At 40.5% G+C, this 22,106-nt stretch carries 24 protein-coding genes; 18 read left to right on the top strand and 6 right to left on the bottom strand.

Annotated elements, in window-relative coordinates:
• Nucleotides 1-116 precede the first annotated feature (116 nt).
• From upp to NSS78_RS17495, 10 genes are all read left to right on the top strand, one after another.
• Nucleotides 117-746, top strand: coding sequence for a uracil phosphoribosyltransferase (gene upp / locus NSS78_RS17540; RefSeq protein WP_003214553.1), 630 nt, complete (start codon nt 117-119; stop codon nt 744-746).
• A gap of 495 nt (nt 747-1,241) precedes the next feature.
• Nucleotides 1,242-1,625, top strand: coding sequence for an ATP synthase subunit I (locus NSS78_RS17535; RefSeq protein ID WP_003215321.1), 384 nt, complete (start codon nt 1,242-1,244; stop codon nt 1,623-1,625).
• Nucleotides 1,626-1,632: 7 nt separating this feature from the next.
• Nucleotides 1,633-2,367 (top strand): F0F1 ATP synthase subunit A, encoded by a 735-nt coding sequence (gene atpB / locus NSS78_RS17530; RefSeq protein ID WP_003215198.1) that lies wholly within the window; start codon nt 1,633-1,635, stop codon nt 2,365-2,367.
• A gap of 48 nt (nt 2,368-2,415) precedes the next feature.
• Nucleotides 2,416-2,628: a F0F1 ATP synthase subunit C gene (gene atpE / locus NSS78_RS17525; RefSeq protein WP_003214968.1), complete on the top strand. Its 213-nt coding sequence runs from the start codon at nt 2,416-2,418 to the stop codon at nt 2,626-2,628.
• 120 nt (nt 2,629-2,748) lie between these two features.
• Nucleotides 2,749-3,270: a F0F1 ATP synthase subunit B gene (gene atpF, locus NSS78_RS17520; protein WP_003214532.1), complete on the top strand. Its 522-nt coding sequence runs from the start codon at nt 2,749-2,751 to the stop codon at nt 3,268-3,270.
• Nucleotides 3,267-3,812 (top strand): F0F1 ATP synthase subunit delta, encoded by a 546-nt coding sequence (locus tag NSS78_RS17515; RefSeq protein WP_012011549.1) that lies wholly within the window; start codon nt 3,267-3,269, stop codon nt 3,810-3,812. The genes atpF and NSS78_RS17515 overlap by 4 nt, the downstream gene beginning before the upstream one ends.
• Before the next feature lie 16 nt (nt 3,813-3,828).
• A complete protein-coding gene (gene atpA, locus NSS78_RS17510) occupies nt 3,829-5,337 on the top strand; it encodes a F0F1 ATP synthase subunit alpha (RefSeq protein WP_003214775.1) in 1,509 nt (502 codons plus the stop codon).
• Nucleotides 5,338-5,425: 88 nt separating this feature from the next.
• Complete coding sequence (locus tag NSS78_RS17505; RefSeq protein WP_003214656.1) at nt 5,426-6,292, top strand: F0F1 ATP synthase subunit gamma; 867 nt, start codon at nt 5,426-5,428, stop codon at nt 6,290-6,292.
• Nucleotides 6,293-6,316: 24 nt separating this feature from the next.
• Complete coding sequence (gene atpD, locus NSS78_RS17500; protein WP_212045631.1) at nt 6,317-7,738, top strand: F0F1 ATP synthase subunit beta; 1,422 nt, start codon at nt 6,317-6,319, stop codon at nt 7,736-7,738.
• A gap of 24 nt (nt 7,739-7,762) precedes the next feature.
• A complete protein-coding gene (locus NSS78_RS17495) occupies nt 7,763-8,158 on the top strand; it encodes a F0F1 ATP synthase subunit epsilon (protein ID WP_050944437.1) in 396 nt (131 codons plus the stop codon).
• Between the two features lie 42 nt (nt 8,159-8,200).
• On the opposite strand, the gene NSS78_RS17490 is transcribed toward NSS78_RS17495, so the two are convergent.
• Nucleotides 8,201-8,674: a hypothetical protein gene (locus NSS78_RS17490; protein ID WP_212045630.1), complete on the bottom strand. Its 474-nt coding sequence runs from the start codon at nt 8,672-8,674 to the stop codon at nt 8,201-8,203.
• Nucleotides 8,675-8,844: 170 nt separating this feature from the next.
• On the opposite strand from NSS78_RS17490, the gene NSS78_RS17485 reads away from it, so the two are divergent.
• From NSS78_RS17485 to NSS78_RS17460, 6 genes are all read left to right on the top strand, one after another.
• Nucleotides 8,845-9,075, top strand: coding sequence for a DUF1146 family protein (locus NSS78_RS17485; RefSeq protein WP_003214947.1), 231 nt, complete (start codon nt 8,845-8,847; stop codon nt 9,073-9,075).
• Nucleotides 9,076-9,203: 128 nt separating this feature from the next.
• Nucleotides 9,204-9,938, top strand: a complete 735-nt coding sequence (locus tag NSS78_RS17480) for a YwmB family TATA-box binding protein (RefSeq protein ID WP_212045629.1) — start codon at nt 9,204-9,206, stop codon at nt 9,936-9,938.
• Between the two features lie 32 nt (nt 9,939-9,970).
• Nucleotides 9,971-11,278, top strand: coding sequence for a UDP-N-acetylglucosamine 1-carboxyvinyltransferase (murA, locus tag NSS78_RS17475; RefSeq protein ID WP_003214862.1), 1,308 nt, complete (start codon nt 9,971-9,973; stop codon nt 11,276-11,278).
• 256 nt (nt 11,279-11,534) lie between these two features.
• A complete protein-coding gene (spoIID, locus tag NSS78_RS17470) occupies nt 11,535-12,560 on the top strand; it encodes a stage II sporulation protein D (RefSeq protein WP_212045628.1) in 1,026 nt (341 codons plus the stop codon).
• 328 nt (nt 12,561-12,888) lie between these two features.
• Entirely contained in the window at nt 12,889-13,587 is a 699-nt protein-coding gene (locus NSS78_RS17465; protein ID WP_080984771.1) for a VWA domain-containing protein, read from the top strand.
• Nucleotides 13,588-13,669: 82 nt separating this feature from the next.
• Nucleotides 13,670-14,347 (top strand): VWA domain-containing protein, encoded by a 678-nt coding sequence (locus tag NSS78_RS17460; protein ID WP_212045627.1) that lies wholly within the window; start codon nt 13,670-13,672, stop codon nt 14,345-14,347.
• A 52-nt stretch (nt 14,348-14,399) separates the two neighbouring features.
• On the opposite strand, the gene NSS78_RS17455 is transcribed toward NSS78_RS17460, so the two are convergent.
• Nucleotides 14,400-16,748, bottom strand: coding sequence for an FdhF/YdeP family oxidoreductase (locus NSS78_RS17455; RefSeq protein WP_212045626.1), 2,349 nt, complete (start codon nt 16,746-16,748; stop codon nt 14,400-14,402).
• Nucleotides 16,749-16,830: 82 nt separating this feature from the next.
• Nucleotides 16,831-18,096: an OFA family MFS transporter gene (locus tag NSS78_RS17450; RefSeq protein WP_212045625.1), complete on the bottom strand. Its 1,266-nt coding sequence runs from the start codon at nt 18,094-18,096 to the stop codon at nt 16,831-16,833.
• A gap of 134 nt (nt 18,097-18,230) precedes the next feature.
• On the opposite strand from NSS78_RS17450, the gene fdhD reads away from it, so the two are divergent.
• On the top strand, nt 18,231-19,019 hold the full coding sequence (gene fdhD, locus NSS78_RS17445) for a formate dehydrogenase accessory sulfurtransferase FdhD (RefSeq protein ID WP_137054285.1): 789 nt from the start codon (nt 18,231-18,233) through the stop codon (nt 19,017-19,019).
• 10 nt (nt 19,020-19,029) lie between these two features.
• Complete coding sequence (gene moaA / locus NSS78_RS17440; RefSeq protein WP_212045624.1) at nt 19,030-20,037, top strand: GTP 3',8-cyclase MoaA; 1,008 nt, start codon at nt 19,030-19,032, stop codon at nt 20,035-20,037.
• A gap of 253 nt (nt 20,038-20,290) precedes the next feature.
• Here the strand turns inward: moaA and rpsN are convergent, their stop codons facing one another.
• From rpsN to rpmG, 3 genes are all read right to left on the bottom strand, one after another.
• Nucleotides 20,291-20,560 (bottom strand): 30S ribosomal protein S14, encoded by a 270-nt coding sequence (rpsN, locus tag NSS78_RS17435; protein ID WP_212045623.1) that lies wholly within the window; start codon nt 20,558-20,560, stop codon nt 20,291-20,293.
• A gap of 16 nt (nt 20,561-20,576) precedes the next feature.
• Nucleotides 20,577-21,773, bottom strand: coding sequence for a GTP-binding protein (locus NSS78_RS17430; protein ID WP_212045622.1), 1,197 nt, complete (start codon nt 21,771-21,773; stop codon nt 20,577-20,579).
• 81 nt (nt 21,774-21,854) lie between these two features.
• Entirely contained in the window at nt 21,855-22,004 is a 150-nt protein-coding gene (gene rpmG, locus NSS78_RS17425; RefSeq protein ID WP_137054287.1) for a 50S ribosomal protein L33, read from the bottom strand.
• Between the last annotated feature and the right edge of the window lie 102 nt (nt 22,005-22,106).

Here is a 22,106-nt window from a genome sequence, read left to right as displayed (position 1 = left end):
GGGTTTTTTTTTGTAGGATTTGCGAATCATATTGAAAGATGATGTCTTTTTATGTAGAATTGTAGGAAGTGTGCAAAGTTCACCGGAAGATGACAGAAAAGGAGTTGTAGCAAGCAATGGCAAAGGTTTATGTATTTGATCACCCGCTTATTCAACACAAACTTACATATATTCGTGACGTTCATACAGGAACAAAAGAATTTAGAGAGCTAGTGGATGAAGTCGCAACATTAATGGCATTTGAAATCACAAGAGACTTACCGCTTGAAGAGGTAGATGTAGAAACACCTGTACAAGTAGCGAAATCAAACGTGATCTCAGGGAAGAAACTCGGTGTTGTGCCAATTTTAAGAGCAGGTCTTGGTATGGTGGACGGGATTTTGAAACTCATTCCAGCTGCTAAAGTGGGACATGTCGGTTTATACCGTGATCCGAAAACATTAAAGCCTGTTGAATATTATGTGAAGCTTCCATCTGATGTGGAAGAGCGTGAATTTATCGTAGTAGATCCAATGCTTGCAACTGGCGGTTCAGCAGTCGAAGCATTGAACAGCTTGAAAAAACGCGGAGCGAAAAACATTCGCTTCATGTGTCTGATTGCTGCTCCTGAAGGTGTAGAAGAAATGCAAAAGCACCATCCTGACGTTGATATCTACATTGCAGCATTAGATGAGAAATTGAACGAAAAAGGCTACATTATCCCAGGTCTTGGTGATGCTGGTGACCGTATGTATGGAACGAAATAACATGTTTTAATAAAAGCCCACATGCAAACGTGCATGTGGGCTTTTTGAAATATATGACAAACGGTTGATATCGTTCTTAGAAAAATCAATGTATACTGAACATTAGCTGTTTTTTTCAATGAATGTCACGTGTCTCCTAAAGTTTGATGAAATTGTGAACATTTTGTGTGCTCTATCATTATAGAAAAGTTTTTTAACTTTCAACGGATTGACACATCATAGACGCTATTGTATGCTAAACGAGGGTATTATGGTAAGGTTTTCATAGCCTATAGCACTCTACTAATCCTCATTGTGAACCCTTTAATTATCAGGGTTTGTATCAGCGAATGAAGCAACATCCCATAGATCTTTAGATTTCAAGTCTGATTGTGCAATTAGACCGATGGGTGATTGATTTTTTTCGAACAGGACTGCTTATCATAAGCGTCTTCTACGCAGTTTTCATCACCATTTATTACCTTTTTACAATATTTTTCATCGGGAGTCAGATGAATGAACGATCCAAACGCGATTTTCCGCAGACAGAGTAAATACATGTTCTATCTATTGGCAATTTTTGTGTTTGGCTATGCCATGCCTGGTTTTAAACCACTGTTTCTTGGTTTGATTATCGGCACAATTTTTGCTTTCTTTAATTTATTCCTACTTATACGGAGAATGCACGCTTTTGATCGAGCGGTTAAAAAAGGAAAATCCATTCGTTCAATGGGAAGTACAGCCAGGTGGGCCAACGCAATTCTCGCAGTAGCGATTGCTTGGCGTTACCCTAATGAAGTTCATCTGGCAGGTGTTGTTATAGGATTAATGACAATATATCCTGTCATTATGATAGATTCCTTCATTCAACTTAAACGTTCTACTATGGAAGAGAGGTGAATACTCTTTGGGTCACAGTTCAAAAACGACAGAATTTTTAGGGTTAACGTTCAACTTATCCAATGTTCTCATGATTACGATTGCTAGTATCATCGTTCTTCTCATAGCGGTGCTGACTACTCGTGTTCTGTCTATTCGTCCGACAAAGGCGCAGAACTTCATGGAATGGATTGTTGATTTTGTTCGAAATATCATAGGTAGTTCGATGGACATGAAAACAGGAGCCCCATTTCTAGCGCTTGGCGTTACATTACTCATGTACATATTTGTTTCAAACATGCTTGGACTGCCATTTTCGATTACGGTCGATCACAACTTGTGGTGGAAATCACCAACAGCAGACCCTGCAATTACAATGACACTAGCGATTATGGTCATGGGATTGACACATTACTACGGTGTCAAGGCAAAAGGAGTCAAGGAATATACGAAAGACTACTTTAGACCAATTCCGCTTTTAGTACCATTGAAACTTATTGAAGAATTTGCAAACACGCTAACACTTGGTTTGCGTCTTTATGGAAACATTTTTGCTGGAGAGATTCTTCTTGGTTTGCTTGCAGGACTTGCGACCAATTTCTACACGCAAAACATTGCGCTTGGTATCGTTGGTACATTAGGTGCCATCGTGCCGATGATTGTATGGCAGGCATTTAGTTTGTTTGTCGGAACAATCCAAGCATTTATCTTCACCATGCTGACAATGGTGTACATTTCTCATAAAGTCAGCGACGAACACTAAAAAATTGAGAGTCCAAAAAGGACGTTATTTTAAAGGAGGAGCTTTTTAATGAATTTAATAGCAGCAGCAATTGCAATCGGTTTGGGAGCACTAGGAGCAGGTATTGGTAACGGTCTAATCGTATCTAAAACAGTTGAAGGAATCGCTCGTCAGCCAGAAGCTGGTAGAGAACTAAGAACTCTTATGTTCATCGGGGTAGCTTTAGTTGAGGCACTTCCAATTATCGCTGTCGTTATCGCATTCTTGGCATTCTTTGGTTAATATGTGAGAAGCGTTCTAATATGAATTTTAATGGCGAAGATCAGATTAGTTCGAAACTTCGCCATTCCTTTATGTTTTGTTTCTTAACATATTATTTAAAGAAGGGAGTTGCCGTACTAAATGTCTCAGTTACCAGTGGTTTTAGGAGCAGGTGGCTTAAGTTTCAACGCCGGGGATATGATATTCCAGCTGATCGCTATGCTCATCTTGCTTGCACTTTTAAAGAAATTTGCGCTTAAGCCTTTATTAGGGATTATGAAACAGCGTGAAGATTATATAGGAAATGAAATTTCAAGTGCTGAACAAAAGCACGTTCAAGCTGAAAAGCTTCTTGAAGAACAACGTGTCTTATTGAAAGAAGCACGCGAAGAATCACATACACTCATCGAAAATGCGAAAAAGATTGGTGAGAAACAAAAAGAAGAGATCATTCAAGCAGCACGTCAAGAGTCAGAGCGCTTGAAAGAGTCTGCTAGAACTGAAATCGTGAAAGAAAAAGAACAAGCTGTGGCTGCACTGCGCGAGCAGGTTGCATCACTATCTGTACTTATTGCATCTAAAGTGATTGAAAGAGAACTTGATGAGCAAGCACAAGAGAAATTGATTCAAGAGTATCTTAAAGAGGCAGGCGAAAGCCGATGAGCGTGACTATTGTCTCTAAGCGTTACGCTTCTGCTCTTTTTGACATCGTTCTTGCTTCTTCGGCAGTAGACGAAACTGAAAAAGAGCTGAATGAGATCAAAAAAGTTCTAAAGGCTGACCAAGAATTGAATGACTTTCTTGTTCATCCAAAGATTACGGCAGACAAAAAGAAACATTTGATTGCAGAAGCTTTCAAAGGTGTTTCGACACATGTATTGCACACAATGTATTTATTGATTGACCGCGGACGCACAAATATTTTCTCTGAAATGACGTCTGAGTTTGTGAAACTGGCAAACCGCACGAAACAAATAGACGATGCGATCGTGTATTCAGTGAAACCGCTGAGCGGTGCTGAAATTCAATCTTTATCTGAAGTATTTGCCAAAAAAGCCGGAGTCACATCACTGCGTGTTGAAAATGTGATTGACAAGGATCTAATAGGCGGAGTGAAAATCCGTATCGGAAACCGCATTTATGACGGCAGTGTCAGCGGAAAGCTTTCCCGCATTGAACGTCAGCTTGCAGGCGAAAATCGTTAGAAGGGGTGAAACCTTAGTGAGTATCAAAGCTGAAGAGATTAGCGCGCTGATAAAGCAGCAAATCCAAAACTATCAATCTGAAATTGAAGTAAAAGATGTCGGTACAGTCATCCAAGTAGGGGACGGTATCGCGCGTGTACATGGCCTTGACAACATTATGGCAGGAGAGCTGGTTGAGTTCTCTAACGGTGTAATGGGTATGGCTCAAAACCTTGAGGAGTCTAACGTAGGTATCGTTATTTTAGGACCTTACAAAGATATCCGCGAAGGTGACGATGTAAAACGTACAGGTCGTATCATGGAGGTTCCAGTTGGTGAAGAGTTAATCGGACGTATTGTGAACCCACTTGGTCAGCCTGTTGATGGACTAGGTCCAATTTTAACAAGCAAAACTCGTCCAATCGAAAGTGAAGCACCAGGCGTTATGGATCGTAAATCTGTTCATGAGCCGCTTCAAACAGGGATTAAAGCAATTGATGCCTTGATTCCAATCGGACGCGGACAGCGTGAATTGATCATTGGTGACCGTCAAACAGGTAAAACATCTGTTGCAATTGATACGATCCTAAACCAAAAAGATCAAGACATGATCTGTATTTATGTAGCAATCGGACAAAAGGAATCAACGGTTCGTGGTGTTGTTGAAACACTTCGTAAGCATGGTGCGCTTGATTACACAATTGTAGTCACAGCTTCTGCATCACAGCCAGCCCCACTTCTTTACCTTGCTCCTTATGCAGGTGTAACGATGGGTGAGGAATTCATGTATAACGGCAAGCACGTACTTGTTGTATATGATGACCTTTCTAAACAAGCGGCAGCTTACCGTGAGCTTTCATTATTGCTTCGTCGTCCTCCAGGTCGTGAGGCATTCCCTGGTGATGTTTTCTATCTTCACTCTCGTTTATTAGAGCGTGCAGCGAAGCTTAGTGACGAAAAGGGTGGCGGTTCTATCACAGCATTGCCTTTCGTAGAAACGCAAGCTGGCGATATCTCTGCATATATCCCAACAAACGTTATTTCAATCACAGATGGACAGATTTTCTTACAATCTGACCTCTTCTTCTCAGGCGTACGTCCAGCAGTAAACGCAGGATTGTCTGTATCCCGTGTAGGTGGTTCTGCACAAATCAAAGCGATGAAAAAGGTAGCAGGTACACTTCGTCTGGATCTTGCTTCTTATCGTGAGCTTGAAGCATTCGCTCAATTTGGATCTGATCTAGACCAAGCGACTCAAGCAAAATTAAACCGTGGTGCTAGAACAGTTGAAGTCTTAAAACAAGACTTGAACAAACCGCTTAAAGTTGAAAAACAAGTAGCGATTCTTTATGCACTTACAAGAGGATATTTAGACGATGTCGCGATTGCTGATGTCAAACGTTTCGAAGCTGAGTTATTCATGTACATTGAAGAAAACCATAAAGGCTTGTTTGACACGATCTCTCAAACAGGAAACATGCCTGCTGATGAAGAGTGGAATACAGCAATCGAAGGCTTTAAACGTACGTTTGCACCAAGCAACTAATTAGTAATCTTTCCGAGAGAAAAAGATTCTCTTTTTCTCTCTTTTCACGTAAATGAACACGGATTCCTGAAAAAAGGTGGTGAAATCTTTGGCCTCATTACGCGATATAAAGTCAAGGATCACGTCAACGAAAAAATCGAGTCAGATCACAAAAGCGATGCAAATGGTATCAGCTGCGAAACTGAATCGTGCTGAAAACAATGCGAAGTCTTTTGTTCCTTACATGGAAAAAATCCAGGAAGTCGTTGCTGCAATCGCAACTGGAACAAGTGCTAAGCACCCAATGCTTCTTTCAAGACCTGTCAAGAAAACAGGGTATCTCGTCATTACATCTGATCGAGGACTTGCAGGACCTTTTAACAGCTCGATTTTGCGTGCCGCTTACCAAACCATTCAATCTCGTCATCAATCTGCTGATGAATATGCGGTGATTGTGATTGGTAAAATCGGACGCGACTTCTTCAAAAAGCGCGGTATTCCAGTTATTTCTGAAGTCACAGGGCTTGGAGACGAAGTAGCGTTTGCTGATATTAAAGAATTAGCAAGCAGTACAGTTCAAATGTTCTCTGATGAAGCGTTTGACGAACTTTACATGTTCTACAACCACTTTGTCAGTGCCATTTCACAAGAAGTAACAGAGAAGAAATTATTGCCGCTAACGGACATTTCGGCCGCAGCGACACCCAATAAACGTTCCGCATCTTATGAGTTTGAGCCTTCTGAAGAAGAAATTCTTGAAGTTCTCCTTCCTCAATATGCAGAGAGTTTGATTTTCGGTGCGCTTCTTGACAGCAAAGCAAGTGAACATGCTGCAAGGATGACAGCAATGAAGAGTGCAACAGACAACGCAAAGGAATTGATCGACGGCCTGACACTCTCTTACAACCGTGCTCGTCAAGCAGCGATTACACAAGAGATTACAGAAATTGTCGGCGGAGCAGCTGCCTTAGAATAGAAATAATTGTCAGGAGGGAATGCAATGAAAACAGGACGCATCAGTCAGATCATGGGACCAGTCGTAGACGTTCATTTTGAAGACGGTCACTTGCCTGAGATTTATAATGCGATCAGAGTTTCGCATAAAGCGGAAAGTGAAAGTGAAGTTACGATCGACTTAACTTTAGAAGTAGCACTACATTTAGGTGATAATACAGTCAGAACCATCGCAATGGCATCAACAGATGGTGTGAAGCGCGGTATGGAAGCTGTAGACCTTGGAAAACCAATTTCAGTACCAGTTGGTAACGTAACACTTGGACGCGTATTCAACGTACTGGGAGATAATATTGACTTAGATGAGCCACTTGGTGTGGAAGCTCAAAGAGATCCAATCCACAGACAAGCGCCTTCTTTTGATCAACTTTCTACAGAAGTTGAAATTCTTGAAACGGGTATTAAAGTTGTTGACCTTCTTGCTCCTTACATCAAGGGCGGAAAGATCGGTCTATTCGGTGGAGCCGGTGTAGGTAAAACCGTTCTGATTCAAGAATTGATCAACAACATCGCACAAGAACACGGCGGTATTTCTGTATTCGCTGGTGTTGGAGAGCGTACACGTGAAGGAAACGACCTTTACTACGAAATGAAAGATTCTGGCGTTATCGAAAAAACAGCCATGGTCTTCGGTCAAATGAACGAGCCACCAGGTGCACGTATGCGTGTTGCCCTAACTGGTTTGACAATGGCAGAGCATTTCCGTGATGAACTAGGTCAAGACGTATTGTTCTTCATCGATAACATCTATCGCTTTACACAAGCAGGTTCTGAAGTATCAGCCCTTCTTGGACGTATGCCTTCAGCGGTAGGTTATCAGCCGACACTTGCAACAGAAATGGGTCAGCTGCAAGAGCGTATCACGTCTACAAACGTAGGATCGGTTACATCGATTCAAGCGATCTATGTACCTGCGGATGACTACACGGATCCAGCTCCAGCAACAACGTTCGCTCACCTTGATGCAACGACAAACCTTGAGCGTAAGCTGACTGAAATGGGTATTTACCCAGCGGTTGATCCTCTTGCTTCAACATCTCGTGCACTTGCACCTGAGATCGTTGGCGAAGAGCACTATACCATTGCGCGTGAAGTGCAGCAAACATTGCAGCGTTATAAAGAACTACAAGATATTATTGCCATTTTAGGTATGGATGAATTATCAGAGGACGATAAGCTTGTGGTACACAGAGCGCGTCGTGTTCAATTCTTCCTATCTCAAAACTTCCACGTAGCAGAGCAGTTCACTGGCCAAAAAGGTTCTTACGTGCCATTGAAAGAAACTGTTAAAGGCTTCAAGGAAATCTTATCTGGTAAATACGATCACCTTCCAGAAGATGCATTCCGCTTAGTTGGACGCATTGAAGAAGTGGTTGAAAAAGCCAAAGAGATGGGTGTAGAGGCCTAATCTGGTCCTTAGGAGGGTAAAAGCATGAAGACCGTTCAAGTCAATATCGTTACTCCCGACGGCCCAGTGTATCAAGCGGATGTGGAAATGGTCAGTGTCAGAGCAGAAAGCGGTGAGCTTGGTATTTTAGCTGGCCACGTTCCAATGGTTGCTCCGCTAAAAATCGGTGCAGTTCGCTTAAAACATAGTGGATCAACTGAATTGGTTGCAGTCAGTGGCGGATTTGTTGAAGTTCGCCCTGAACAAGTAACCATTCTTGCTCAGGCCGCTGAAACATCAGAAAAAGTTGATGTCGATCGTGCGAAATCAGCGAAACAGCGTGCTGAAGAGCATTTGAACCACCCGAATGAAAGTGATGTACGCCGGGCGGAACTCGCATTAAAACGGGCATTAAACCGTTTAAATGTAGCAGGGAAATAAAACAGAAAATCCTTCTTATCACAATGATAAGAAGGATTTTTTTTAGAATGACATGAGGGATTGGTACATTGACACATACGGGTGAGAATCCTGTTTTTCAAAATATAAGTGCTCGCAAAACTGCGTACTATGCCACGTTTTATTGTGCCGGCGCAAACCCAGCGTATATTGATGCGGAGAGTCCATATAAGGACGTACCACCCAGTCAGCATCAGAATGATGACGGAGGACAACCTCTCCCATATATACACTCATCATCGCTTCTAATGCATCTATTGGCATTTTCCACTCAGCAAACAACTGCTTGGTAAATGCATCAAAGTAAAGTGTTTCTAACTGATACAGGCTCTCCTCAGAATAATCCAAAGAAATGTTATGAAAATGACACAATTGCGCTAATTCTTCTAGCTGTGTCTGTCTATAATCAAAGTAGAAAGCAATGGCCTCCCATTCATGATCAAATGAGGGAACCAGTTCTCCGTACAAATCAACAAAGTCAGGAAAAGAATCTTTCAATATGTTCAGCTCCTTCCACACGCAGTATATCATCTCCTTGGCACCAGGATAAGAGGGGATTTACTCTAAATGTAGCTCTTTTTTCCAAATGATTCATCTTTCCGATTTTCGAGGATATAATGAAAGGGAGTTTTCCTTTACAGAAATAAATAAAAGGAGGATTCAACTGTATGGAAGACGTAGGACAACAAGCAATTGTTAGTATTGTGATCCACCTGTTTTTTATTGCGATTACATGGTGGGCATTGCTTGCCGTTAATATTGACCCACTGATTAAAAAAGGGAAAATCATTCAGGCAAGATTGCTGATGATGCTCATTACCATTGCTATTGCATCTGCAGTCAGCAATTTCTTCCTTGATTACTTAAATTTCTCCAAACAAATACCTTATATGTTCTAACATAAAAGGTTTGGTCACTGCCTTATGCGGGAACGTAAAAAGAAGTGTCAAAAGTATGGCCTTTGATGACTTTTCCACGTATGCATAGACCTCCTTGCGGCAACACTTGTAGCAAGGGGGAATGACAAGTGAGAAAGTATGTAAAAGGTTGGCCATTATTTGCGTTTATTCTTTTTTTTGTTCTGATGATTCAAGGTGTTCGTGCGGAAGAATCTTCTCCGCTCGTCCAAATAGCAGAAGGTTTGAAAAGCCAGCAAATTGAAGTAGATGGATGGACTCTTCACGCCAAAACAAATGTAGACATTTCATCCGAACAATTTTCAAAAAAAGTGAAACGTTTGAGAGACGAACTACGACAGTATGAGTGGACCGAAAAAGAAGAAGAACATGTCACCAAAGTCACAGGAATTTACAAAGATGAAAAAAATGATACATTATCGAAAATTTTACTCGTGAAGACCGACACAAAATCCAATCAAAAGTCGTATTTATTATATGAGCAAAAAGGTGCTCGCCCACTGAATACCTGGAAGCATACATATGATCAGTTCGTACGTCATGCAAAAAGCATATTACAAGAGAAATTTGTAATTTTTACTTGTCTCGATGGTCATGTAAATGGTATGATGGATGTTGTTTTGCAAAAAAAGGCTGAAATGTTAGCAAATGAATTTCAAGCAAAACCAGTTGAGTATCTCGTTGAGTCTAATTTTGTGTCGCTTTCCGCTTACACAGATAAGTGGGAACAGTTCATTATGACTTCAAATGATAAAATGAATGTTCAAATTGCCATCAGAAGTTCGGAAATGAACGAAAATCATACGATTACGGTTGGCACACCAATCGTAACGACTGAATATTAATATAGAGAATTTGGGACGCGGAGGGGAAGACCTTGGAAAAAATCATCGTCCGCGGCGGTCAAAAGTTAAACGGCACAGTTAAAGTAGAAGGAGCAAAAAATGCCGTTTTACCAGTTATCGCTGCATCTTTGTTAGCAAGTACAGAAAAAAGCGTAATTTGTGATGTACCTACGCTCTCCGATGTATATACAATCAATGAAGTGTTACGTCATTTAGGAGCAGAAGTACATTTTGAAAATAACGAAGTATCAGTGGATGCATCTCATGCACTAGAAACTGAGGCTCCGTTTGAGTATGTCCGTAAAATGCGAGCGTCTGTGCTCGTCATGGGACCACTTTTAGCAAGAACAGGTCATGCAAGAGTTGCATTACCTGGAGGCTGTGCGATTGGTTCAAGACCAATTGACCAGCATTTAAAAGGCTTTGAAGCAATGGGAGCTAAAATTCAAGTAGGAAATGGTTTCATCGAGGCTGAAGTTCAAGGCCGTTTAAAAGGTGCGAAAATCTATTTGGATTTCCCAAGTGTTGGCGCAACTGAAAACATCATTATGGCAGCAGCATTAGCTGAAGGAACAACGATTTTAGAAAACGTAGCAAAAGAACCTGAAATTGTTGATTTGGCAAACTACATCAATGCCATGGGTGGTAAGGTTCGCGGAGCTGGTACTGGTACAATCAAAATCGAAGGTGTGGAAACACTTCACGGTGCAAAACACAACATCATCCCTGACAGAATTGAAGCAGGTACTTTCATGGTGGCAGCAGCCATTACAGAAGGAAATGTTCTTGTGAAAGGCGCAGTGCCGGAGCACATGACATCACTTGTAGCAAAAATGGAAGAAATGGGTATTCAGATCATTGAAGAAGAAGAAGGTTTAAGAGTCATTGGACCATCTGAGCTCAAGCCAATCGATCTAAAAACAATGCCACATCCTGGTTTCCCAACGGATATGCAATCTCAGATGATGGCGCTATTGCTTCGTGCGAACGGAACAAGCATGATCACAGAAACGGTATTTGAAAACCGCTTTATGCATGCAGAAGAATTCCGCCGTATGAATGGTGATATTAAAATTGAGGGTCGCTCTGTCATTATCAACGGGCCGGTTCAACTTCAAGGTGCTGAAGTGTCAGCGACTGATTTAAGAGCAGGAGCAGCACTTGTACTTGCTGGATTAGTAGCAGAAGGTCATACACGTGTCACTGAGTTGAAGCATATCGATCGTGGTTATGTGAACTTCCACCAGAAGCTTGCAGCAATCGGTGCAGATATTGAAAGAGTAAATGATGAAACAGCAGATGTGACACAAGAACAAGTTGTATCAGATCTGAACGCGTAATCATAAAGAAATCAGTGTGTCCATTGGGGCATGCTGATTTTTTTTTAGAATCATAGAATGCTTTATTTTAAAAGCTTATCACTAGTGTATCCAACCATCTTAAATTTTATTCATAAAGACGAACAGTAAAATCAGTTGATAAAGAGCCTCTTATCTTCATCAAAAGACTTGTCCACTGAATGAAAGAAGCTGTCATATTAGCTTGTCCCCGCCCATAGGATAAAAGAGATTCAATGACAAATGGGGGCAGCCAAATATGAAACCAATGATATGGACAATCGCAGGAATATGCATCGTTATTTTAATGATTCCAACTTTACTTGTGTTGCCGACGTTTCAAGGGAAACCGGAGGCAAGCCAGCATGTATCAGCGGAGCCATCAGTTAAAAAAGAAGTGAAGGGTACAGTCAAATTGAAGCAATCACCCGTCGCTATCCCCGTCTATCGTTCAGCTCATCAGCAGGTAGAAAACATCCCCTTAGAAGAGTATGTGATTGGTGTCGTAGCATCTGAAATGCCAGCTGATTTTGAAATGGAAGCACTCAAGGCACAGGCACTCGCCGCAAGAACGTATATCGTCAGACAAATGATCATCGATAAGACCGTCAAATCACCAAAGGGCTCTCTTGTAGATGATACCCAAATGTTCCAAGTGTATAAAAACAAGCAGGAACTCAAGAAAATTTGGGGAAAAGCGTACAATTGGAAGTTAAAAAAAGTCACAGAAGCTGTCGCCAGCACACAAGGAAAAGTGCTTACTTATGACGAGAAACCAATTGATGCCTCATTCTTTTCAACAAGTAACGGGAAAACAGAAAATGCTGAAGCTTATTGGAAAAACGAAATCCCATATTTGAAAAGTGTCTCAAGTAAATGGGACGAAAAATCGCCGAAATTTCAAAACAAGAAAACCATCCCAGTTAGTGAATTTCAGCAAAAATTAGGTGTGACGCTCACTCAACAGGCTCAGGTAGGACAGATAGTAGAGCGGACACCAGGAAATCAAGTAGCAAAAGCCGTAATAAACGGTAAAACACTGACAGGCAGAGACATTCGAGAGTCATTAGGACTTCATTCAGCAGACTTTACATGGGAACGACAGGGCCAGCAAATTATCATTACGACAAAAGGGTATGGCCATGGTGTTGGAATGAGTCAGTACGGTGCGCATTATATGGCACAGTCAGGCAAAAAAGTAGATGCTATCGTGAAACATTATTATAAAGGAATTCAAATTGAATCAGCAGATCGTTTTCTTAACACGTATATGGCTAAAAAATAAAGCAAAGGTGCCTCCAGAATAGGGGCATCTTTTTTGTGTGTTCCAAGAGTTTTGAACAGAATGTGTCAATTTGCGACTTAAGACGCACCTCAGGAAATCTTAAACATTTACGTCCCGACAAGAACCGATGGCCGATACAAAGCCCCTCGAAAGAAGGAGAAAACAAGAGAAAAAATGATGTGTTGGGTGAATGTATCTAGACAACTGACAGATTTTTAGTGATTTTGATGAAAGAGAAAAAAAGGGACCGAGTCCTATACCATTCCAAGACAGAATATTTTACGATTAAGATGTTTCAATTTAATACATAGGGAGGAAGGAAAAAATGATGTTGAAAAAAGTATTTACACTCGTAACCTTAGCTGTATTGACATTATCTATGTCGATCTCTTCACCTGTATTTGCAAAAGCATCTACAGTCAAAAAACATAACAAAGATGTAAGAGTCACCATCTTACTTGATGCAAGTGGAAGCATGGCAAGAAAAGTAGAGGGAGAACGCAAATTTGACCTCGCAAAACAAGAGGTATTTAAATTTGCTCAGTCACTTCCAAAAGACGCTAAAATTCGTATGAGCTTGTTTGGCTCTGAAGGAAACAACAAAAATTCAGGTAAAGCTCAATCATGTGAAGTCATTAGAGGCGTTTATGGCGTACAGCCTTACGAAAAAGAAAGCTTTGAAAACTCTTTAAACGGACTTGGACCAAATGGCTGGACACCGATTGCTCGTGCTCTTGAACATGCAAAGCAAGCGGATGAGCAGCTTAATAATGGAACAAAACATATTGTGTACCTCATCACTGATGGCGAAGAAACTTGTGGAGGAGATCCAGTAAAAGTAGCAAAAGAATTGCATAACTCAAAAGGTTCGACTGTTGTTAATGTCATTGGATTAGACTTTAATGATGGCTATGAAGGTCAATTAAAGCAAGTAGCCAAAGCTGGTAAAGGCCATTACTACCAAGCAAGCACTGGTAAAGAAATGGGTTCTATCCTGTCAGCAGAATCATTAAAACTACACGAATAACTTGCTGAACAAAAGGGAAACGATTGATGTATGCTTTCGTTTCTCTTTTTCTGTACAAATGTAAAAAGGGAGGTTTTTATGAATGAAACGCAATATCGTATTAACCATTTTGGCTAGTCTTGTCCTGTTTCTTTCTTCACCAGCTCATGCTGTGACAAAAAAACAGGAGCCGGCTCATGTGGTGATATTACTCGATCTAAGCGGCAGCATGGCGCAATCAGTTGAAGGCGAAAAGAAAATCGATATCGCCAAACGTTCTATTCAAAGCTTCGCAAGTATTTTATCAGATGATACACAAGTTCTTCTTCGTGTGTTTGGTCATGAAGGAACCAATAAAAATGCTGGAAAAGCAATTTCTTGTGAAAGCTCTGAAGCCGTTTTTGGATTTGGATCATATGAGTCATCAACATTTCAGCAAGCGCTGAATGTGTATAAGCCAACCGGATGGACACCACTTGCAAAAGCATTAACAGATACGAAGCAAGATTTTGAAGATCACCAGGCTGAAGGGAAAAATATTGTTTACGTCGTCAGCGATGGTCAAGAAACTTGTGGAGGAAGCCCTTCACAAGCAGCAAAGGAATTACATGAAGGAGGAATTGACACCATTGTTAATATCATTGGCTTTGACGTGAATGAAAAAGAAGCCAAAAGTCTAAAGTCTGTTGCAAAAGCAGGCGGTGGACAATATCAACCGGCTGCAAATGCAGAAGAATTGAATCACATTCTACAAAATGCAGCGAGCGTTTTTAGTCAGTAGGATATGAATGGGAGCTGGGGATTGTTTTCCCCAGCTGTTTTTTAGTTGAAGATCAATTCAAGGTGGTTTCTAATTCATCAATTCGTTTCTCCACGTAGTGCTGGTCTTTTCTTGCATGAAAGGTTTCGGCTTTTTCTAATATGGCCGCCGTATTATATTCGGGAATCTGTGAGTAGCTCTCATACACACCCTTTGGAATTAAAACGTTCCCTTCAGGCCAGTAAACAGCGATATTGCCACGTTTCAACTCCCCAAATTGAGCGACTCCTTGGTAGGATCCATACTGATTAAACAAAACAACTGGATCACCTTCTTTGACATAAAGCTCTTTAGCATCTTCTTCATTCATCAAGATAGAATGACGCTTCCCACCATTAAAGGCATCCTTTTCACTATAGATCATAGAGTTGAATTGCTTTCCTCTTCTTGTCGTAATATTAAAATGTCCCTCGGTTTTTCGGTATTGAGGCAGCTGGGCAGGAAGAAGATGTCCTTTGCCATCCGGTGTTGGACACTCTCCGTCTTCACATAGCCAGGCACCTCCCCATTGGAAAACGTCTCCTTTATGACGTAAATGCTGGATGCCATTATAGTTTCGATTTGCGATCGCAATCTCACGGCGAATGTCTTCAGCCGTTTCGAAATGAATCAGCTCAGCATCTTGTGGACGTACTCTTTTTGCAAGATCCATATAAATATCCCATTCTGCTCTGGCTTCCTCAATCCGAGGTCCTTCAATTTCTGGACTGAAATATACCATGCGTTCCGTACTAGTGGAAGTACCGCCTCCTGGCTGCTCATATCTTGTCATAGCAGGGAGAATAATTACCGTCTCTTCTGCCTCTACAAGTGTAGAGGTATTCAAAATGATATCTTGATGGACACGAAGTTCAAGCCCAGATAAAGCTTTTTCAATCGCATCTGGATTTGGCATCGTTTCTAAAAAGTTCCCGCCACTCGTAAACAGCATTTTGAGTTTTTGCGGATGTTCTTTAGGGAGAGCCATTTTCTCAAATGATTGCCCAATGGTGTCACCATGCCATTTCGGAATGTCAAACCCCCAAATCTTTTCGATTCTTTCAATATTCTCTTCATCAAAATCACTGCCCGGCAAAACAAACGGGTCAGCACCCATTTCACCAGAACCTTGAACACCGCTATGCCCGCGAATTGGCATGACACCACAATGTTTCCTGCCAATAAACCCACGTAACATAGCAAGGTTGGCAACCTGTGATATATTATCAGTTGCAAAGCGGTGCTGAGTAAGACCCATGCTCCAAATGAAAACGCCTGAATTGGCATTGGCAAGAAGGATCGCAAATTCCTTCATTCTTTCTTTTGATAAGCCTGATGATGCTTCAAGGTCTTCCCATTTCAACTGTGCGACATGCTGCTGTAAATCCTGTATGCCGGTAGTATGGGCTTGAATAAATTCATGATCAAGAGCGGAATGGGGCGCGTGCTGCTCCATGTCAAACCAATGTTTGATGACACCATTCATAAACGCAATATCGCCGCCTATATTGACTTGATAGAAATCATCCGCGATTTTTGTGCCGAATAAAGCACTTTCTGGAATAGAGGGAACCCAGTACTTTTCCATGGCAGGCTCTTTGTACGGATTGATGACAATAATTTTGGTTCCTTTCTTTTTCGCCGCATACATATATTTAGTGGAAACGGGCTGATTGTTTGCTGCGACAGATCCCCAAAAAATTAAGACATCTGTTCCGATCCAATCGTTGTAATTACAACTGGAGGCTCCTATCCCAAGGGATCGCTTAAGAGCGGTTTTGCTCGGTGAATGACAAATGCGAGACGCATTATCAATATGATTTGTCCCGATAAAGCGAGCTGCCTTCGCAGCGGTATAATAGACTTCATTTGTAATTCCTCTAGCTGTTAAATAGAAAGCGAGCTGCCGTTTATCAATTGATTTGATTTTAGCTGCGATTTGATCTAATGCATCATCCCAGGAAATACGTGTAAAGGCATTGTCACCTTTTTTTCGAATCAGTGGATAAGGGATACGGCCAAGTTTGCGGAGAGTAGTGCTGTCCATTTGTTTGAGCTGTTGAATGTCTTCAAACCATTTTGGATCAATAGCTGGCATTGTATTAAGACGAAGTACATTTAGTCTTGTGGTGCATATATGAGGTCCTGCGAGCGTTTGGTCATATAGCCCTGAAACACCAAGGGCACAGCCGTCACACACGCCTTGCGTTAAAATGCGATATGCATAGGGGAGATTATCCTTGTTCTCCCAAGCCACTTTCATCGTATCTCGAATGTGTTTCGGCTTTACTTTTCCAAGTCCCATAGGCGCAAAAGAGGCCCATAGCTTTGGTGAGGGTTTTTTATTAAGCTTAATAGGCCCCTTATGTTTTGTTTTCCCCATGATATCATCACCCTCCTATTACTTTATAAAGCGTTTTCATATCTAAAAATTACCTTTAGATTGTGATTCTGTCAAATTCAAATTAAGGTCGGGATGAGACAGAAGCATCAGCAGTAAGGTTTGTTTCTCTAAGCTGCTGAATATCCTTCCGTATGAGAAGAGATATGATAAAAGCGATGAAAAATAAGCCAGAGAACACCATCAGACTCTGCGTGTAGTTACCTGTTATATCCCGGATAAAGGATGAAAATAAAGGTCCTGCTAAACCAGCAGCTGCCCAGGCTGTCAAAATATAACCGTGTATGGCACCAAGTTGTCTCGTGCCAAATAAATCCCCAATATAGGCTGGAATTGAGGCAAACCCTCCTCCATAGCACGTATAAATGATCGCCATCACGATTGAAAAGACGAGCGGTTCTTTTAAGTAGGGAAGTAAAGGAAAGGCAATGAGCTGGATACTAAAGAAGATTGTATACGTATTCGGCCTTCCGATATAATCTGAGAAGGAAGCCCAGCCAATCCGTCCTAAACCATTAAAAGCACCTAAAATGCCAACAAGGGTAGCTGCAGCACCAGCAGTGAATCCAACACTTTCTTGAGCAAGAGGCGATGCTACTGAAATAATGGCAATTCCGCATGTGATATTAATAAAGAGCATGAGCCACAAATAATAAAAACGTCGTGTTTTGATCGCTTCATTTGCTGTAAGCTGTGATAAATCCTGAGGGATTTTTCTTTGATTTGTTTTTAACACATCAAATTGTTTGACGTCATCAGGTGTTGGTGGTGATAAATAAAGAGATGAAATCACCATGATCATAAAATAGGAAATTCCAAGAATGTAAAAGGTATTTGCGATATCTACTTTTTCAATGAGATATTGGATAATTGGGCTGCAAATAAGAGACGCAAATCCAAAACCCATAATAGCTAAGCCGGTTGCAAGTCCTCTTCGGTCCGGAAACCATTTCACTAAAGTTGATACAGGTGCAATGTAGCCTACCCCTAATCCTATCCCAGCGAGTACACCATAAAATAAATAGAGGAGAGGGAGTGAGGACATGTGTACAGCGAATCCTGACCCTGTCATCCCGATACCGAAGAAAATGGCTGAGAAGAGCCCTGATGCCCTTGGGCCATATCTTTCAACGAAATGCCCCATGAAAGCAGCAGATAATCCTAAAAATAAAATAGCAATACTGAAGGTCAGGCTTATTTCTGTCAATGACCACTGAAAGGCCTGATGTAAAGGATTCGTAAAAACACTCCAAGCATAAACAGACCCAATAGATAAATGAATTCCTACAGCACTTGTTGCGATGAGCCAGCGATTTTTCGATTTATTCATTTTGTTCCCCCCATATAAAGCAATCAAAAAGTTTGATAAGATAGAAATATGTTACATTTTTATGACTTTTTAAAATAATATCACAATTCGATTGGTTCATATAACTAAATTTGTGCTGAAAGGAAGATCATACAATGAATCCTTCTGTTAAAAAGAAACGAGTTATACACCAATACCGTGAAGGTCAATTTACTTGCAAAACAGATGAAGTTGTAGAAGAATTTCCTTTAACTGTGATCGTGAATGGAGAGGAATTTGTAACACTTGTTTGTTCACCAGATCATTTGAAAGAATTGGTGATCGGTTTTTTAGCTTCAGAAGGAGTCATTCGATTTGAAAATGAGATTAAAAGGTTTACAATAGATGAAAGTATGGGCTTTGCCTATGTTGATTTAGTTCACTCAAGCGGATTTCAGTCATCAGATTTTACTAAGCGGGTGATTGGTTCTTGCTGCGGGAAAGGGAGACACTTTTATTTTCTCCAAGATGTGAAAACAGCAAAAACAGCCATTGATCGAATCAACATTTCTGCTGAAACTTGTATGCGTCTAATGAAATGTTTACAAGAAGAAAGTCAATTGTTTCAACATACTGGTGGTGTGCATAATGCTGGACTGTGTGACACAGAAAAACTATTCATCACTAGAACTGATATAGGAAGACATAATGCTTTAGATAAAATCTATGGATACTGTTTACTTCATCGAATTCCGCTTAGAGATAAAATCCTTGTGTTTAGCGGCCGGATATCGTCAGAAGTTCTATTGAAGGCAGCAAAACTAGGAGTGTCGATCGTCATCTCAAAATCAGCACCAACTGAGCTGGCGCTTAATATGGCAGAAGAATTAAATATCACGACAGTTGGATTTGTCAGAGGAGAATCTTTTAATATATACACTCACCATCAGCGTATAACAGAATAGGAGGCAAAGTATGGACAGTATATTGGATAAGAGACATCGACCATTGCGCGATTTAAGAATCTCAGTAACAGATCGCTGTAACTTTAGATGTACGTACTGTATGCCTGCTGAAATTTTTGGACCAGATTATCCTTTTTTGAATAAAGAAGAACTGCTTAGTTTCGAAGAAATTGAACAGCTTGCTACCCTTTTTGCAAAGGACCTAGGTGTGGTGAAAATACGCATCACGGGTGGTGAACCCTTAATGCGAAAAGATTTGCCTATCTTAATAGAAAAGCTCTCGAAAATTCCAGGAATCGAAGATATTGCTATGACAACTAATGGAACGCTTTTACCTGTATATGCTGAAAAGTTAAAGAAAGCAGGTCTTCAAAGAGTCACCATTAGTTTGGATTCATTAAACCCTGACCGTTTCAAGCAAATGAACGGAAGGAATATTTCTATCCAAAAAGTGTTTGATGGGATTGAGGCTGCAAAAAAAGCTGGACTTGCTATTAAGATCAATATGGTTGTTCAAAAAGGTGTGAATGATCAGGATGTCTTACCAATGGCAGCTTACTTTAAAAAAGAAGGACATGTTCTCAGATTTATCGAGTTTATGGATGTCGGAAATACGAACAAATGGAATCTAGAGCATGTCATGACAAAGAAAGAGATTATTGGTCTAATTGATTCAACATTTCCCATCAAACCAGAACCTCCTCAATATCCAGGTGAAGTAGCCAACCGATTCTATTACCAAGATGGTTCAGGAGAGATAGGCATTATTTCTTCTGTTTCAGATGCCTTTTGTGGAACATGTAATAGAGCGAGACTTTCTGCTCGCGGTGAATTGTTTACATGTCTTTTTGCATCATCGGGTTTTGATCTGAAGCGGGTGATTCGCTCAACAAAAGATAATGAAGATACAAAGAACATATTGAAGGAACTATGGTCGAATAGAGATGATCAATATTCAGCTGAGAGAGAGCAGAAGAAAGATCAGAAAAAAGTTGAAATGTCATACATCGGTGGGTAGTGACAACAAAGTATCATGATCATGATTTTTTGAAAAGTAGAGAAAATGTCATAATCATTGTTGAAAATTCTTTTATAGAAATAGGTCTATTCATCTTAGAATCCTGTCATGATCAAAAACCAGCAGAAACTCTGCTGGTTTTTAAAATGTTATTTTGTGGCTCAAAAAGGTTGAGATATGCTCAGAAAATAGATTTTTCAACATTTTTTACTGCTTTACTTTTATGGGAGCTGTGATAAGATCAACTCAATGTTTACCAGCTCGATTTTTTCACTCCTGGAATTTGGCCCTTATAGGCAAGCTCACGAAAAGCAATTCTAGACATTTTAAATTTTCGTAAGTAACCTCTAGGACGACCGGTTAATTCACAGCGGTTTTTTAAGCGGGTAGGGGAAGAGTCTCTGGGTAATTTCCGCAAAGCTTCATAGTCACCTTGTTCTTTCAACTCTTTTCTTAATTCTGCATATTTCAATACAAGCTGCTGCCGCTTTTTTTCTTTAGCAATTTTAGATTTCTTTGCCACTTAAAACCCTCCTGGCTTAATGTTGGATTTTCCATTGAAAGGGGTCTTCAAACGTAGTCCATTCTTGATCAAATTCCTCAGGTGTGAGTAAGCATTGATCAAGTGTGCGAATGATATCTGCTTTAGGTAAATCTACGCCAATAAACACAAGTTTTGTATGCCTGTCACCAAATTCTGCGTCCCACTCATCAAGAAGCTCTGGTTCTTGCTTTAATATCTGTGCTTTTTCTTGCTCAGGCAAGGCAGCAATCCAGTAGGCAATTGGTTCAATCGCAACAGATTTTCCAGCCTGTGAAATTAAAATGGTTAAATCATGATGTGTGGCAAGCCATGTAAATCCTTTAGCGCGAACTATTTGCTCTGGCATCTGATCTAACCAATTATTTAACCTGCCAGTATGGAAGGGAAGTCTTCTTTCATAAACAAAGGATGAGATTTGGTATTCTTCTGTTTCTGGCGTATGCTGAGAATGCCCAGCGTTGATTTCTTTAATCCAGCCAGCAGAAGCACTGGACTTTTCAAAATCGAATAAACCAGTATTTAAAATGTCACTTGGCTTTACTTGCCCTTTTGAGGTTCTGATGATAGATGCTTCTGATTGAAGTGTGGTCAGCACGTGCTCAAGTCGGTCTAATTCTGAGTTTGATACTAGATCACACTTATTGATAATCAACACATCGCAAAATTCAATTTGATCAATCAGTAAATCGGAAATTTCTCGTTCGTCATCATCGGAAACGGCTTGTTTACGGTCTAATAGACTTTCTCCTGACTGGAAGTCGGTCCAGAAACGGTTCGCATCTACAACAGTGACCATCGTGTCTAGCCGGCAAAAGCGCGTCAAATCTATCCCCATTTCTTCATCAATATAAGAGAAAGTTTGCGCGACTGGAATAGGTTCACTAATACCTGTTGACTCAATGACAATATAATCAATATGACCAGTCTTACATAGGCGCTCTACTTCTATTAACAAATCTTCTCTTAATGTGCAGCAAATACAACCATTAGATAATTCAACTAGCTTCTCATCTGATCGAGAGAGCTCACCGCCTTGTTTGATTAGTTCTGCATCAATATTAATTTCGCTCATGTCATTAACAATAACAGCTACTTTTAACCCTTTACGATTTTGTAGTACATGATTTAATATCGTTGTTTTTCCAGCTCCTAAAAAACCACTTAATACTGTAACGGGTATTCGCTTATTCATTTCCTTCTGTCCCTTTGCCAATGCTCATGTTCATTTCCGCCTCTCTTAAAAAGTAATGATTACGATTTGAAACCTAAAAAATTATTTTGTTTCTCTATGAAGGGTATATTTCTTTAACCGAGGGGAATATTTTTTTAACTCCAGTCGGTCCGGATTCGTTCTTTTATTCTTTGTTGTGATATAGTTTCTCTCACCAGTTTCAGTACAGGCTAAGGTAATTTTTACACGCATCGGTAATAGGAACCTCCTTTAATTCGTAATGGTTACGATTTGTATTTTAAAATGATCAAGATAGAATGTCAAGCTTAGAAGGGTAAAACGATGCCAAATATC

Source organism: Bacillus sp. FSL W8-0920, from assembly GCF_038593215.1.
In the GTDB taxonomy this organism is placed as follows: domain Bacteria; phylum Bacillota; class Bacilli; order Bacillales; family Bacillaceae; genus Bacillus; species Bacillus pumilus.
This window is presented reverse-complemented; position numbering and strand designations above follow the sequence as displayed.

Excerpts from the sequence above, each read along its gene's own strand:
- atpE (WP_003214968.1), top strand. The coding sequence starts at position 2,416 with ATGAATTTAATAGCAGCAGCAATTGCAATCGGTTTGGGAGCACTAGGA.
- NSS78_RS17430 (WP_212045622.1), bottom strand. The coding sequence starts at position 21,773 with ATGAATAAGCGAATACCCGTTACAGTATTAAGTGGTTTTTTAGGAGCT.
- NSS78_RS17495 (WP_050944437.1), top strand. The coding sequence starts at position 7,763 with ATGAAGACCGTTCAAGTCAATATCGTTACTCCCGACGGCCCAGTGTAT.
- moaA (WP_212045624.1), top strand. The coding sequence starts at position 19,030 with ATGGACAGTATATTGGATAAGAGACATCGACCATTGCGCGATTTAAGA.
- upp (WP_003214553.1), top strand. The coding sequence starts at position 117 with ATGGCAAAGGTTTATGTATTTGATCACCCGCTTATTCAACACAAACTT.
- fdhD (WP_137054285.1), top strand. The coding sequence starts at position 18,231 with ATGAATCCTTCTGTTAAAAAGAAACGAGTTATACACCAATACCGTGAA.
- rpmG (WP_137054287.1), bottom strand. The coding sequence starts at position 22,004 with ATGCGTGTAAAAATTACCTTAGCCTGTACTGAAACTGGTGAGAGAAAC.
- NSS78_RS17460 (WP_212045627.1), top strand. The coding sequence starts at position 13,670 with ATGAAACGCAATATCGTATTAACCATTTTGGCTAGTCTTGTCCTGTTT.
- NSS78_RS17450 (WP_212045625.1), bottom strand. The coding sequence starts at position 18,096 with ATGAATAAATCGAAAAATCGCTGGCTCATCGCAACAAGTGCTGTAGGA.
- NSS78_RS17485 (WP_003214947.1), top strand. The coding sequence starts at position 8,845 with ATGGAAGACGTAGGACAACAAGCAATTGTTAGTATTGTGATCCACCTG.
- atpF (WP_003214532.1), top strand. The coding sequence starts at position 2,749 with ATGTCTCAGTTACCAGTGGTTTTAGGAGCAGGTGGCTTAAGTTTCAAC.
- spoIID (WP_212045628.1), top strand. The coding sequence starts at position 11,535 with ATGAAACCAATGATATGGACAATCGCAGGAATATGCATCGTTATTTTA.
- NSS78_RS17465 (WP_080984771.1), top strand. The coding sequence starts at position 12,889 with ATGTTGAAAAAAGTATTTACACTCGTAACCTTAGCTGTATTGACATTA.
- NSS78_RS17535 (WP_003215321.1), top strand. The coding sequence starts at position 1,242 with ATGAACGATCCAAACGCGATTTTCCGCAGACAGAGTAAATACATGTTC.
- atpD (WP_212045631.1), top strand. The coding sequence starts at position 6,317 with ATGAAAACAGGACGCATCAGTCAGATCATGGGACCAGTCGTAGACGTT.
- NSS78_RS17515 (WP_012011549.1), top strand. The coding sequence starts at position 3,267 with ATGAGCGTGACTATTGTCTCTAAGCGTTACGCTTCTGCTCTTTTTGAC.
- NSS78_RS17455 (WP_212045626.1), bottom strand. The coding sequence starts at position 16,748 with ATGGGGAAAACAAAACATAAGGGGCCTATTAAGCTTAATAAAAAACCC.